The 14,630-nt window shown below is 43.8% G+C and carries 8 protein-coding genes; 1 reads left to right on the top strand and 7 read right to left on the bottom strand.

Annotated elements, in window-relative coordinates; translation table 11 throughout:
* The 7 genes from QUA16_RS00350 to QUA16_RS00320 form a co-directional block, all read right to left on the bottom strand.
* On the bottom strand, positions 1–2,465 hold a 2,465-nt coding region (locus QUA16_RS00350), incomplete at its 3' end, for a WD40 domain-containing protein (protein ID WP_333180962.1).
* A 9-nt stretch (positions 2,466–2,474) separates the two neighbouring features.
* Positions 2,475–2,567, bottom strand: coding sequence for an AAA-like domain-containing protein (locus QUA16_RS00345; protein ID WP_333105807.1), 93 nt, complete (start codon positions 2,565–2,567; stop codon positions 2,475–2,477).
* Positions 2,568–2,571: 4 nt separating this feature from the next.
* Positions 2,572–6,078 (bottom strand): WD40 domain-containing protein, encoded by a 3,507-nt coding sequence (locus QUA16_RS00340; RefSeq protein WP_333180961.1) that lies wholly within the window; start codon positions 6,076–6,078, stop codon positions 2,572–2,574.
* Positions 6,079–6,113: 35 nt separating this feature from the next.
* Positions 6,114–8,393, bottom strand: coding sequence for an AAA-like domain-containing protein (locus QUA16_RS00335; protein WP_333105805.1), 2,280 nt, complete (start codon positions 8,391–8,393; stop codon positions 6,114–6,116).
* A gap of 415 nt (positions 8,394–8,808) precedes the next feature.
* On the bottom strand, positions 8,809–10,170 hold the full coding sequence (locus QUA16_RS00330) for a serine/threonine-protein kinase (RefSeq protein ID WP_333105803.1): 1,362 nt from the start codon (positions 10,168–10,170) through the stop codon (positions 8,809–8,811).
* Positions 10,171–10,199: 29 nt separating this feature from the next.
* On the bottom strand, positions 10,200–12,728 hold the full coding sequence (locus QUA16_RS00325; protein WP_333180960.1) for an ankyrin repeat domain-containing protein: 2,529 nt from the start codon (positions 12,726–12,728) through the stop codon (positions 10,200–10,202).
* Between the two features lie 205 nt (positions 12,729–12,933).
* Positions 12,934–13,068: a DUF4058 family protein gene (locus tag QUA16_RS00320; protein ID WP_333105799.1), complete on the bottom strand. Its 135-nt coding sequence runs from the start codon at positions 13,066–13,068 to the stop codon at positions 12,934–12,936.
* Between the two features lie 323 nt (positions 13,069–13,391).
* Between QUA16_RS00320 and fbp the strand changes: the two genes are divergently transcribed.
* A complete protein-coding gene (fbp, locus tag QUA16_RS00315; protein ID WP_333105811.1) occupies positions 13,392–14,465 on the top strand; it encodes a class 1 fructose-bisphosphatase in 1,074 nt (357 codons plus the stop codon).
* Positions 14,466–14,630 lie beyond the last annotated feature (165 nt).

Genomic DNA, 14,630 nt, shown 5'->3' with positions numbered 1-14,630 from the left:
GCGATGGGTTTTTGGCTTTGCAGGTGCCACAGTTTGATGGTGTTGTCACTGCTTGCAGAAGCCAAAGTCAAGCCATCGGGACTAAAGGCGACGCTATTGACCAAATTGCTGTGCCCGGTGAGGGTAGCGATGGGTTTTTGGCTTTGCAGGTGCCACAGTTTGATGGTGTTGTCACTGCTTGCAGAAGCCAAAGTCAAGCCATCTGGACTAAAGGCGACGCTCCAGACCAAATTGCTGTGCCCGGTGAGGGTAGCGATGGGTTTTTGGCTTTGCAGGTTCCATAGTTTAATGGTGTTGTCACTGCTTGCAGAAGCCAATCTCTTGCCATCTGGACTAAAGGCGACGCTATAGACCGAACTGCTATGCCCGGTGAGGGTAACGATGGGTTTTTGGCTTTGCAAATCCCACAGTTTGATGGTGCTGTCATAGCTTGCAGAAGCCAAAGTCAAGCCATCTGGACTAAAGGCGACACTCCAGACCGAACTGCTATGCCCGCTGAAGGTAGCGATGGGTTTTTGGCTTTCCAGATGCCACAGTTGGATGGTGTTGTCAGTGCTAGCAGAAGCCAAAGTCAAGCCATCTGGACTAAAGGCGACGCTCAAGACCGAATTGCTATGCCCTCTGAGGGTAGCGATGGGTTTTTGGCTTTCCAGATGCCACAGTTGGATGGTGTTGTCAGTGCTAGCAGAAGCCAAAGTCAAGCCATCTGGACTAAAGGCGACGCTCAAGACCGAATTGCTATGCCCTCTGAGGGTAGCGATGGGTTTTTGGGTTTCCAGGTGCCACAGTTTGATGGTGTGGTCACGGCTTGCAGAAGCCAAAGTTTTTCCATCTGGACTAAAGGCGACGCTTCTGACAGAATTGCTATGCCATTCCAAATGATTGCGCTCTTTTACTGCGGACACTGCTTGTTGCAGCGCAGCTATCACTCGTCCTCTAATCTGTTTTGTCGTCTCGGCTGAAGCATCTAGTTGTTTGAATGCGTACCCTGCCTTCAATACTTCCAACAGTGCTTGAAATATCTGTCCTGAACGAAATGATTCATTAGAAAAAGCAGTTTCCTGGATGACATTTGCTAAATTCTGGGCTTGACTGACTTTATAGGTCGCTAATTGCTCTGCTTTAATTAGCGTCTCATTCGCTTGAGTCAAAATTTTATTCGCTTGTCTCTGTGCTTCTAACTCTCGTTCAACTTCCCGTTGTTGGACTTCCCGACTGGCATTTAAAAACTGATAATCCAAATCGCTCAAACTTTTATCTGCTGCCCAAGTTTGAGCATCTTGCAAGGCTTGGCCCCGCAACAGTCGCGATTCATCTTTACAATCAGACTCTATCCAAGCTTTAAAACTTTCGCTATAAGGGCGGAGATTCGCTAATTGTTTTTCCACCCAATCAAGGTTAAAAACCGATTGATAAATCCGGTTATAAACTTTAAGTTTCCCAGACTGCTTAACCACCAACCCAGTTAATCGTAGTTCCATTTGTTGGGGACTATCATCGGTTGCTATTTCCTTGTGCTGCAAAATTTGCTGATATAGTCCCAATAACCTACTTGCCCGTTGTTTGCTGCGTAAAATGCGATCGCGAATCGTCTTTAAATGCTCTGGTTCATCCTGCCCTTCCCAATTTTTAATCACCTTTTCTCGAACTAAGTTTCCTACCCAATCAGCAGGATTTTGGATGAATGCAGAGTTGGCATGATTGAGGAGTAATTTACAAACTTTTTGCGTTAAAAATGGCTGTCCCCCAGTCCAATATAACACGGTTTCTAACAATGCTTGCGAATTTCCTGCTTGACTATCTAACCCAACTGCCAAAGGTTGGGCTTCTGCTAATTGAAACCCCGTTAACTCTATCCCTCGACCAATATTAAACGGAGTACGTCGCTTGTCTTGAATTAAATCTGATGGAGTTGCCACCCCTAACATTGTAAATGTTAATCGACGATAGTCGGGTTGATCAGCTCGATTATTATAGCAATCACGAATCACAGCAAAAAAATCTTCTATTTTAAAATTTAAGCTGATTAAACTGTCCGATTCATCGACAAAAATTACTATATTTCCGGAGATATTTTTGAGTAATATTTCTTCAACAAATTTACTAAATCGTTTAACATTTGATAGTAAGCTGTTCTGCTCCCACCATTCATCTAAATCAAAAACGTCATACAAATCTAATCGGCTGACGATGCTATCGATCACGCCTGCATACCACTCTTCTGGCGTAATATCTGAGGTGCCAATTTCTGTGATATCAATGCTACTACAGGCTATTCCCTCTGCTTGTAACCGCTGCATTGTCCGCACTCGCAGGGATGATTTTCCCATTTGTCGGGAATTAAGAACATAGCAAAATTCTCCGGCTTTTAAAGCTTGATAAAGTTCTTCATCCGCCTTTCGAGTGACATAAGTTGGGGCATTTGCAGGCAGGCTCCCTCCAACTTGATATTGATAATCTTTCATAGGTCATTGTTAATTCATAGACCGATATAAGGTGATTCTACCCTTGGCAACTTGGTAGAGAGCAACTCGCACTAAATAAGGATGACCACCCACCGTTTCCATTAAGTCACAAATCTCTTGATTTGACCAATTTAATCAGTGTCGATTCACTAAATCTGTTACCTGTCTCTGATTTGATTGACTCTTGGCTAAGGTAATCAGCACACATCTGTTTATCCTCTTCTGTTACTTTCGGGTTGGTTCTAAGATAATCGCTAATCCAATTGCAACCTAATGCCATTAGTTTATCGAAATCCCAAATCCACAGTTTGATGGTTTTGTCACTGCTTGCAGAAGCTAATGTCTTGCCATCTGGACTAAAGGCGACGCTAATGACCGAATTGCTATGCCCGGTGAGGGTAGCGATGGGTTTTTGGCTTTGCAGGTGCCACAGTTTGATGGTCTTGTCATGGCTGGCGGAAGCCAAAGTTTTGCCATCGGGACTAAAGATGACGCTATTGACCCAACTACTATGACCGATGAGGGTAGCGATGGCTGTTTGGCTTTGCAGGTTCCACAGTTTGATGGTCTTGTCCTCGCTGGCGGAAACCAAAGTTTTGCCATCGGGACTAAAGGTGATGCCCCAGACCGTACAGTGATGGCCAGTGAGGGTAGCGATGGGTGTTTGGCTTTCCAGATTCCACAGTTTGATGGTCATGTCATCGGCGGAAGCCAAAATTTTGCCATCAGGACTAAAGGCGAGGCTTCTGACCGTACTGCGATGGCCGGTGAAGGTAGCGATGGCTGTTTGGCTTTGTAGGTGCCAAAGTTTGATGGTCGTGTCCTCGCTGGCGGAAGCCAAGGTTTTGCCATCGGGACTAAAGGCAACGCTATTGACCCAACTGCGATGACCGATGAGGGTAGCGATGGGTTTTTGGCTTTGTAGGTGCCACAGTTTGATAGTCTTGTCATCGCTGGCGGAAGCCAAAGTCAAGCCATCGGGACTAAAGGCGACGCTATTGACCCAACTGCTATGGTGAGTGAGAGTAGCGATTTTTTGGTTTTGCAGATGCCATAGTTTGATGGTCTTGTCCTCGCTGGCGGAAGCCAAAGTTTTGCCATCAGGACTAAAGGCGACGCTTCTGACCGTACTGCGATGACCGGTGAGGGTAGCGATGGGTTTTTGGCTTTGTAGGTGCCACAGTTTGATGGTCGTGTCATCGCTGGCGGAAGCCAAGGTTTTGCCATCGGGACTAAAGGCGACGCTATTGACCCAACTGCGATGACCGGTGAGGGTAGCGATGGGTTTTTGGCTTTCCAGATTCCAAAGTTTGATGGTCATGTCCTCGCTGGCAGAAGCCAAAGTTTTGCCATCAGGACTAAAGGCGACGCTTCTGACCGTACTGCGATGACCGGTGAGGGTAGCGATGGGTTTTTGGCTTTCCAGATTCCAAAGTTTGATGGTCGTGTCATCGCTGGCGGAAGCCAAAATTTTGCCATCAGGACTAAAGGCGACGCTTCTGACCGTACTGCGATGGCCGGTGAAGGTAGCGATGGCTGTTTGGCTTTGCAGGTTCCACAGTTTGATGGTCTTGTCCTCGCTGGCGGAAACCAAAGTTTTGCCATCGGGACTAAAGGCGATGCCCCAGACCGTACAGTGATGGCCAGTGAGGGTAGCGATGGGTGTTTGGCTTTCCAGATTCCACAGTTTGATGGTCATGTCATCGGCGGAAGCCAAAATTTTGCCATCAGGACTAAAGGCGAGGCTTCTGACCGTACTGCGATGGCCGGTGAAGGTAGCGATGGCTGTTTGGCTTTGTAGGTGCCAAAGTTTGATGGTCGTGTCCTCGCTGGCGGAAGCCAAGGTTTTGCCATCGGGACTAAAGGCAACGCTATTGACCCAACTGCGATGACCGATGAGGGTAGCGATGGGTTTTTGGCTTTGTAGGTGCCACAGTTTGATAGTCTTGTCACTGCTTGCAGAAGCCAAAGTCAAGCCATCTGGACTAAAGGCGACGCTTCTGACAGAAATGCTATGCCCTTCCAAACTATTGCGCTCTTTGACTTCGGAAACGGCTTGTTGCAGTGCAGCTATTACTTGCGCTTTCATGTCTTTTGTAGTCTCGGCTGAAGCATCTAGTTGTTTGAATGCGTCCGCTGCCTTCAATGTTTCTAACAATGCTTGAAATGTCTGTCCTGAACGAAATGATTCATTAGAAAAAGCCGTTTCCTGAATTACATTTGCTAAATTCTTGGCTTGAGTTACCTCATACATAGCAAATTCTTTTGCTTTCCTTAGCGTCTCATTTGCCTCTTTTAAAATTTTATTCGCTTGTCTCTGTGCTTCTAACTCTCGTTCAACTTCCCGTTGTTGTAATTCCCGACTGGCATTTAAAAACTGATAATCTAAATTACTCAAACTTTTATCTGCGGCCCAATTTTGAGCATCTTGCAAGGCTTGACCCCGCAACAGTCGCGATTCATCTTGACAATCCGACTCTATCCAAGCTTTAAAACTTTCGCTGTAAGGGCGGAGATTCGCTAATTGCTTTTCCACCCAATCCAGGTTAAAAACCGCTTGATAAATCCGGTTATAAACTTTAAGTTTCCCAGAGTGCTTAACTACCAACCCAGTTAATCGTAGTTCCATTTGTTCGGGACTATCATCAGTCGCTATCTCATTGCGCTGTAAAATTTGCTGATATAGCCCCAATAACCGACTTGCCCGTTGTTCGCTGCGTAAAATGCGATCGCGAATCGTTTTTAAATGTTCTGGTTCATCCTGTCCTTCCCAATTATCAATCACTTTTTCTCGGACTAAGTTTTCTACCCAATCAGCGGGATTTTGAATGGGTGTAGAGTTGGCACTTTCGAGCAGTAACTTACAAAGTTTTTGTGTTAAAAATGGCTGTCCACCCGTCCAATATAAGATTGCTTCTAATAATGCTTGCGATTTTTTTCCTTGAGTTTCTAAGCCGACTGCCAAAGGTTGGGCTTCTGCTAATTGAAACCCGGTTAACTCTATTCCTCGACCAATATTAAACGGAGTACGTCGCTTGTCTTGAATTAAATCTGAGGGAGTTGCTACCCCTAACATCGTAAATGTTAATCGACCATATTCGGGTTTGTCGGCTCGATTATTATAGCAATCACGAATTACAGCAAAAAAATCTTCTATTTTAAACTTTAAGCTGATTAAACTGTCCGATTCGTCGACAAAAATTACTATATTTTCTGAGATATTTTTGAGTAATACTTCTTCAATAAATTTACTAAATCGTTTAACGTTCGATACTAATTTATTCTGCTCCCACCATTCATCTAAATCAAAAATGTCATACAAATTTAATCGGCTGACGATGCTATCAATCACGCCTGCATACCACTCTTCTGGTGTAATATCTGAGGTGCCAATTTCTGTGATGTCAATGCTACTACAGGCGATTCCCTCTGCTTGTAACCGCTGCATTGTCCGCACTCGCAGGGAGGATTTTCCCATTTGTCGGGAATTAAGAACATAGCAGAATTCTCCGGCTTTTAAAGCTTGATAAAGTTCTTCATCCGCCTTTCTAGTGACATAAGTTGGGGCGTTGGCTGGCAGGCTCCCTCCCACTTGATATTGATAATCTTTCATAGGTCATTGTTAATTTATATGTGAAAATCCGATAATCAAACAATCAATTTGTACAGTCGTACAGATTCAGGAATTCCTTTTAACTGTTGCATACCTAAGTCAATCACATTTAAAGATAAATGGGTTTTAACGACTTGATAAACTGTCTCAGAAATACAGATTCCACCTGGCTCTGCTTTCCCTTCTAAACGAGCCGCTAAATTTACACCAGCCCCTCTGATATCATTATTAAGAGAGAATATTTCCCCCAAGTGAATACCAATCCGGTGTTGCAGGACATGACTCGCAGGTAAGCTTGTAGCAGCTTGGGCGAAATTTCGTTGTATTTCTAGCGCACAGGCTACTGCTTTTACGGCACTTTCTGGAAAGCAAATTAATAAACCATCGCCCATTTCTTTCAGGACTTTGCCTTGATGTTTAGCGCAGATGCCTCGGATGATGTTGAAATCTCGATTCACTAATTCTAGTGTCAGCTTTTGGTTGGCAACTGATAAGGCGGTGGAATTAACGACATCCGAAAAAATAATAGCTGCTAAATTACTCTCTACGTGCAAGCTTGATTGGTTATTAATTTGTTGCACAGAAGCCATATTCGCTTGGGGAGAGGCTAGGCGATGGCTAAAATATTGACGATACAAACCACACAATGGCATGACAGCATTTCCCTGAAATTTTATCAACCCCATGCTTCGCAATTTAAAAGCCTCTCCGGTGTGAATCTCTACAGGTTCTTCGCTGTTAATCACTTGTCTAATTGTTGCTGCTAGTTCTGCATCTGTTTCCAAGTTAACTAAATGCCGTCGTAAATGATCGTAGTAAGGGCCTTCTTCAGTAGGAGCGACTTTTAGCAAGCTATCTAAGGTAATTCTCCCCCTGGCAACTTGGTAGAGAGCAACTCGCACTAAATAAGGATGACCGCCCACCATTTCCATCAGGTCACAAATGTCTTGATTTGACCAATTTAATCGGTGTCGATTCACTAAATCTGTTACCTGTCTCTGATTGAGTTCAGGTAACTCTATGGGCAATCCCACGTTAAATGGTGACTGATTAATATTGAGAGGAATATAAACTTCTTGAGAGTGAGAAATGACTAACCTCAGCTTTTTCCAAATTTCCTCATTTTTTCCCCGCTCGTGCCAAGCTCGTAATAATCCAAAGAAGTCGGTGGCTATTTCGGAATGCTGAAAAATCCGATCGACTTCATCTAACCCTAAAACAATAGGCCGATCGCTGTCCGATAGTAGATAGCGTTGGAAATACTTCGTAGTTTTATTTTTACTGCCGAGAACGCCTTTCCAATATTCTCCTAACCTATCTTCTAAATTTAATTCATTGGTAATCTCACCACAAAACCACTGCAACAACTCATCAAGATGGGTGAGAAAACTGCCATCAGCCCATTGAAAGTTTAAATACGCTGTTTGATATCCCTGTTCCTTGGCGTGGTATAAAATTCGCTGCACTAAGGAAGTTTTTCCCATTTGCCTGGGGGCTTTGATTCGGATTAAAGCTCCGGGCTTAACAATAGTTTGGTAGGAGTCCGATTCAATGGGAGGACGGTCAATATATAGGGGGGAATCTAAACTAACAGAACCTTCGGGGTTGTCTAAGTTGAGAAGAGAAAGGGGAGGTGCGGCGATCGATCGCGGATTTTCCACCACAGGCGACGACTCCTCAACGATATCGCTAACAGAAGCATCGCGCGATCGATCTGCTGCATCCAACTCAGAAAAATCAGACTTCTTCTTTAATACCGGCGTAAGTTCTTCAGAAATTCCTGCCATGCTGATGCTAACGCAACCCAACTTATAGGCACGTTCGATCGACTCCCCCGCCGCCAAGGTATCGTAAAAACCTACAGCAAATTCTCGTGCAGCGTTATCTCCCACCGCTTGCTTCATGCCGATAACGTATGGAATGTGACGTGCGATCGCCTCAGCTTGCACTTCTGAATAGCAAGCGTTGAGTATTACGCACTCCACGTACTCCTTAAACGCCTCAAATAAAGCTGCCAAAGCTTTGGTATTTACCAGCTTAATTTGTCCCGCCTCATCTTCCAAGGCTAAACCGCCTTCTCCTGCACCATGCCCAGAGAAATGCACAATCTCTGGTTTATAATCTAATATGGCTCGCTGCATTTCTCTGGGTGTCACCGCCCACTGTTGCTCCAGTTGGAACTTGTCGGCCTTTTTAGAGCGTTGCAACCCCTCTGCAATTTCCTTCGCCTCTTTCTGTAAGTCCACAGGGGTGGTATTTTTGGGGTTGGCTGCCAAAAACAGGATAGTTTTTTTATTTCGAGTAGAAATACTCATCAATCGAACCTTCACGCTTAGGAGATACTGGAGCTTAAGGACACTACCCCACTCAGGGCGAGATATTTCTTGCCTTGACGGTATTTAAGCACAAACATCTTTATTTTTGTTGGTCAGTCAATTGGCAGAAAGGAGCACCCTGAGTCAAGCATAACCAATCGACAAGGCGATCGCTACTCTCAAGCAATCATTTTAGTTATGTATTCAAGAAGTGCGATCGCCTTCCCCTTTTGCAGTCCTATTTCATAAATATCGAGATTCTTTATAGTTTTATTCTCATGCCAGATCCAGGATTTTTTGATGATTATTATTGCCTAAATTAGTACATAAAATCTTCTATACTTCCGCATTTATTTAATCCACGCACTCGGAAAAAAACGGGTTTTTGATCGACTCGGTGGATAACAATAATGATTTATTTTAGTTTACTTAAACAATCACTCAATTCCCCTACCAACCATTCTTTCTCAGCTTGCGGCAAAAATAAGCCAAAACAATAGTTACGCGACTTGGCGCGAATCCGGCAAAAACTAATCGATTTTTTGAGCAATGGCAGATGAATTCCGCTCAACTTTACCCGCTGGATATCTTGAGAACTGATTTGAATTGGTCTGATGAATAGACGAGAAGCAATCCTACTACACAAGCACCTACACAACCACATCAAAGCATAAAATAGGGTAAATGTTGTTATAGCCAGGATCGATATCAAGAAAAATAGTAAGGATAATATACTTAGCCAGTCGGTTGTAGCGTATTCACCCAAGCTAAATAGAAAAAATCCCATAATCAAAGAGAATGGAAGTAAAAATTTATAACTCAGATGAATGAACTGGAAAAAACACTTGAGTTTGCTAGGTGAACGATCGGGGTGTATCTTGATTAATAACCACCGTTTAGTGTCAATTAAAGTAATTCGGGAGTGGGGCGATCGCTGAAACATTTTGTCTGGATTAATCCCGCTTGGTTGTTCCCCTCGCAGCGCTGATAAAGCATCTTTTGCTGAGTGAAATCGATCTTCGATTGCAGGTTCAATTATCTTCTCTAACCAGTCGGCAAACTCGGGAGAAATAGAGACGCGATCGCGGAATTTTACCTTCAGCTTTTGTCTGGGTAAATCCGATGGAAATTGCTGGGTTAACAAGAAAAGCAGCGTGGTTCCCAATCCATACAAATCTGTTGATAATACAGCTTTTCCTCGGAATTGTTCTGGTGCCATGTAACCGTAGGTTCCGACAACGGTACTGCCTCCAGTAACGGTATGATGGTAAGTATTTTGAACTGCCCCAAAATCCACTAAGAAGACTCGCCCATTTTTTTGCAGAATAATATTTTGAGGTTTAATATCTCGGTGGATCGCAGCAGGTAACAGCGATTGCAGGTAAACTAGAATTTCTAGCAATTGATAGGCGATATGACGAACCTGCGATTCCTTTGGTTTCCAGCCATTTTCTATCAACTGTGCGAGAGATTTTCCCGGTGCGAGTTGTTGGGCGATATAAAAACAACGATCTTGGGAAGTATCCACTTGAAAGTAGTCAATATAGCGAGGAATTCCCGGATGATTCAATCCCGATAAAGTTTTGGCTTCTCGTTCAAATAACTCGATTTTCTTCCATTCAGTTGTCAGGCGCAGGGATAAAGCTTTGAGTGCAACTTTTTGATTGCTGTTTAAATCTACAGCAGCATAGGTAATTCCAACTCCACCCTGTCCTAATTTGCCGAGAATGCGATATCTTTCAGCAATAATTTTTTCCGATGGTTGTAGTGTTTTCATATTTTTCTGCCTGGGTTTGTTTTGGATAATTAGTCTGTTGCGCCGTGAGATATGAGTATTTTGGCGGCTGCTTCTCGGTCGGGGTTCCAGTTGGTTTCTGCTATCATTAGCGGCGTGTAACCATCGCAGTTTTTAGCGTCGATTGTTGCACCTTTAGCAATCAGCAAATTTAAGATTTCTACAGTGCCATAATGTGCGGCTTTGTGCAGTGGAGTTGTGCCACATATATCTCTGTTATTAACATCTGCACCGTTGTTAATTAGCAGGGCAGCAATATCATTGTGTCCGATCGCGATCGCTTGATACAACGGAGTTTGACCGTTCGCATTTCTAGTGTTAACCCTTGCACCATTAGCAATTAGCAGTTCAGTGATATCTTGAGATCCTTGAGCAACAGCAAGATGCAGGGGAGTTTGAAGTAAGTTATTTTTGGCATTAACAAATGCACCTTTAGCAATGAGTTGTTTGGCTACATCCTTAAGTTTAAAACTGACAGCGATATGCAGTAAAGTTCTGCCATATTCATCTTCACTATTAACATCTGGGTTTTTACTAATTAGCAGCGCTACTGTATCCTGAAGTTTCAGGTCTACGGCGATATCCAGTGGAATTTTTCTGTGATTATGCTGGATATTAATTTTTGCACCATCCTCTAACGGCAACGGCGGCAGTTGATTGATATCCTGTCTATTCTTGAAAAAAGCAATATCTAGAGGAATCCATCCATCATTATTTTTTACATTGACTTTCGCGCCATTAGCAATTAAAAAAGAGACGATTTCTGGGCGATTATTTTGAACAGCTAGGTGTAACGGAGTATTTCCACTTGCATTTTCAACATTGACTTTCGCGCCATTAGCAATTAAAAAAGAGACGATTTCTGGGCGATTATTTTGAACAGCTAGGTGTAACGGAGTATTTCCACTTGCATTTTCGACATTGACTTTCGCGCCATTAGCAATTAAAAGCGAGACAATTTCTGGGCGATTATTTTGAACAGCTAGGTGTAACGGAGTATCTCCATATTGATCCCTAGCATTGATATCCAGCATTAGCAAAGTGGCAACTTCTTTTGTGGCTGCATAGTGCAGAGGAGTTCTGTTTATACTATCTCTGATAACAATATTTGCACCGTCTTTAATTAGCTGTTGTACCAACTCCTTAAAACCTATTTTGGCTGCGTTATGTAATAAAGTTGTACCCTTGCCATTTCGGGCATTTTCTTCTTTGATGTTAATTTTTGCGCCCGCAGCGAGTAGTATTTTTGCGAGCGCCTTCGATCGCGCCATATGTAGAGGAGTCAAACCTTTATTGTTTTTGACATTGACGTTTGCACCTTTAGCAATTAGCGTCTGTGCCACTTCCACTTTTCTGCGATAGAATCCAGCAGCAAAGTGTAATGGTGTATTGCCATCTGTACCCTTATCGTTGACATCTACAGCCTTGGCAATTAACAATTCTACCACCTCTTTTGAGCCAGCGTAGTGTAGTAAATTATAATTATTATATATCCTGCTATTAGCATTAATGCCAAGATCCAGATAATGCCTAACAGTGTTAGTATCTCCCTGTCCAACAGCCTCGACAACTGCATGGGGTGTAAATCCAATCCGGTTGAGGATAGGATATTTAAAGTGATTAAAAACAGCAACAGTAGCAATAGCAGCCATTCCTATTTTGAGGCGTTTTTTCCATTGAGTCGGATTGGATTTAACGTTAACTATTCGAGGATGGCGAAGAGATTCAAGCGCTTCTTTTGCCGATCGAAAGCGGTTTTCTAAATCAGACGCGATCGTTTTTCCTAACCACTCGGCAAATGCTGAAGAAATCTGAATTTGAGAGCGAAAATCTTTCTCTAGTATATTTGTTGGTAATTCCGCCGGGGAACGGTGGGTTAGTAAATACAACAAGGTCGCTCCTAAACCATATAAATCTGTTGCAGGTACGGCTTGTCCGAGAAATTGTTCGGGAGCCATATAACCATAGGTTCCAACGACGGTACTTCCTCGCATTAAGGTATTGTAATAAGTGTTTTGCACTGCTCCAAAATCTACTAAGCAGACTTCCCAATCTTTTGGTTGGTGGGAATTAATGGGGGATTTAAAAACAATATTTTCTGGTTTAATATCCCGGTGGATAACAGGTGGTGTCTGTGAATGGAGATAAACTAAAATCTCCAAAATTTGTGCGGCAATGTGTTTAATTTCTGGTTCACTAGCGTGCCAGCCATTTTCGACTAAACTGGCTAGAGATTGCCCTTGGGCCAGTTCTTGTACTATATAAAAACAACGGTTATCGGGAGTATCGACATAAAAATAATCCAAATAACGCGGAATTCCCGGATGATTCAATTTTGATAAAACATTGGCTTCTCGTTCAAATAGTTCCAGGACTTTCCAGTCATTCATCTTCTGTAAAGACAAAGCTTTGAGTGCGACTCGCTGGTGTGTTTGGAGGTCAACGGCTTCATAAGTTGTGCTACTACCGCCTTCTCCGAGTAGCTTTTTAATTTGATAGTGTTTGACTAAGTTATGGGGAATTTGTTCGACAATATCCATAGCATTATCCTGGGTTGATGAGTACCAACAAACATTTTATATTTGGGTTTTTAAACCCCAAACTTTGAAAAACTTATGCAATGTAAATTGAGTGTTTGAGTATATTTCAAACAAGTCAATAGAAAAGTCAATGACGGACTCTGTATATTTGCTTAAATTTCAATTACCGTATTTCTATGGATAGCTTACCCAGAATTTTGGAGTGTCATATCGCCTTTGCCGAAAATTTACGTACGGGATATTGATCGTAATCGAGCCGATAATCATAGCCGACGCGATCGTAAATGCCTGCAAGCAATTCCGGCAAATTAACAATAGGTTCTACATCTTCTTCGCGCAAAGGAAGTTGTCGGTCTTTTTGAGATGCTAGCCAACGTTCGTAGGCTTCTCTATCGCCACTTTTTCTCTCAGCGCCCTCTGCGTCCTCTGCGGTTAATCAAAAAAAGTAGTGATTTTGGATACAATTTCCGGCTCAACAGTCGATCGAACTCCTCAATTTTCGATCGGGATCTAAAATTCACCTAAAGTTCGACGCCCTTTGGCAAAACCCTCCCTAAGATAGAAGTTAGGGGACCATCGGTCTCATAGCCGATTCAGGGGCAAGTGTCAAGGACTCCATCGAACCCAAATCCAGAGCAGCAAGACAGGGAGGACATCAAAATCATGGTAAACGCGCCGACAGGGGAAACCCGCCTGGGCCCGATCGATCAGGTGCAAGCCTTAGACCGCGATTGCACAACCCTATCTCGTCACGTACTCCAGCAACTTCACAGCTTTTCAGCAGATGCTCAGGATCTCAGTGCGCTGATGAATCGCATCGGGCTGGCGGGCAAGCTGATCGCGAGGCGGCTCAGCAGAGCCGGATTAATGGAAGATGCTTTAGGGTTTACAGGGGCTGTGAACGTGCAGGGAGAATCCGTCAAAAAGATGGATATCTATGCCAATGAAGTGTTTATCTCGGTATTCCAGCAAAGCGGACTGGTCTGCCGCTTGGCTTCGGAGGAAATGGAAAAACCCTACTACATTCCCGAAAATTGTCCGATCGGGCGTTACAGTCTGCTCTACGACCCCCTAGACGGTTCTTCCAATCTTGACATCAATCTCAATGTAGGCTCCATATTCAGCATCCGCAAGCAAGAGGGGGACGATGAAGACGGTTCTGCTTCCGACTTGCTGCAACATGGACACAAACAAATTGCCGCTGGCTACGTACTCTACGGCCCCAGTACCATGCTGGTTTATTCGATCGGTCAGGGTGTTCATTCCTTTACTCTCGATCCCAGTTTGGGCGAGTTTATTCTAGCTAACGAAAACATTAAGGTTCCCGATCGCGGCCCGATTTACAGCGTTAATGAAGGCAACTTCTGGCAGTGGGAGGAATCTTTGAGAGACTACATTCGCTACGTACACCGCAGCGAAGGCTACACCGCCCGGTACGGTGGGGCTTTGGTGGGAGATTTCCACCGGATTTTGTTCCAGGGAGGGGTGTTTTTGTACCCCGGAACGGTGAAAAAACCGGAAGGCAAATTGCGTTTGCTCTACGAATCGGCTCCTTTGGCCTTTTTGATGGAGCAAGCCGGCGGGCGCGCCAGTACGGGCATTCAAGACATCTTAGACGTTGTGCCGACCAAACTGCACGAGCGATCGCCCTTGATTATCGGCAGTAAAGAAAATGTAGCGATGGTCGAGTCTTTTATTCAAGATCGATCGCGCAATCCTAGAACAGTCCAAGAGTGAAGGAAGTTCGGCAACGGATTGTGTAACGGATGTAACGGATGTAACGGATGTCAGGAAGAAGGAAGAGGGTTTTAACTTATAACTTTCGACTCCCAATTACCAATTCCCCATTGCCAATTTTCAATTTTCAATTCCCAATTTCCAAGTTCCAATTAACAGCTATCA

Source organism: Microcoleus sp. S13_C3, from assembly GCF_036700905.1.
Classification (GTDB): Bacteria; Cyanobacteriota; Cyanobacteriia; order Cyanobacteriales; family Microcoleaceae; genus Microcoleus.
Note: the sequence above shows the minus strand (reverse complement) of the source record. Positions and strands in the feature narration are given on the sequence as shown.

Coding starts and splice junctions, on each gene's coding strand:
- QUA16_RS00340 (WP_333180961.1), bottom strand. CDS start 6,078: ATGAAAGATTATCAATATCAAGTGGGAGGGAGCCTGCCAGCCAACGCC.
- QUA16_RS00330 (WP_333105803.1), bottom strand. CDS start 10,170: ATGAAAACACTACAACCATCGGAAAAAATTATTGCTGAAAGATATCGC.
- QUA16_RS00335 (WP_333105805.1), bottom strand. CDS start 8,393: ATGAGTATTTCTACTCGAAATAAAAAAACTATCCTGTTTTTGGCAGCC.
- QUA16_RS00345 (WP_333105807.1), bottom strand. CDS start 2,567: ATGGAAACGGTGGGTGGTCATCCTTATTTAGTGCGAGTTGCTCTCTAC.
- QUA16_RS00325 (WP_333180960.1), bottom strand. CDS start 12,728: ATGGATATTGTCGAACAAATTCCCCATAACTTAGTCAAACACTATCAA.
- fbp (WP_333105811.1), top strand. CDS start 13,392: ATGGTAAACGCGCCGACAGGGGAAACCCGCCTGGGCCCGATCGATCAG.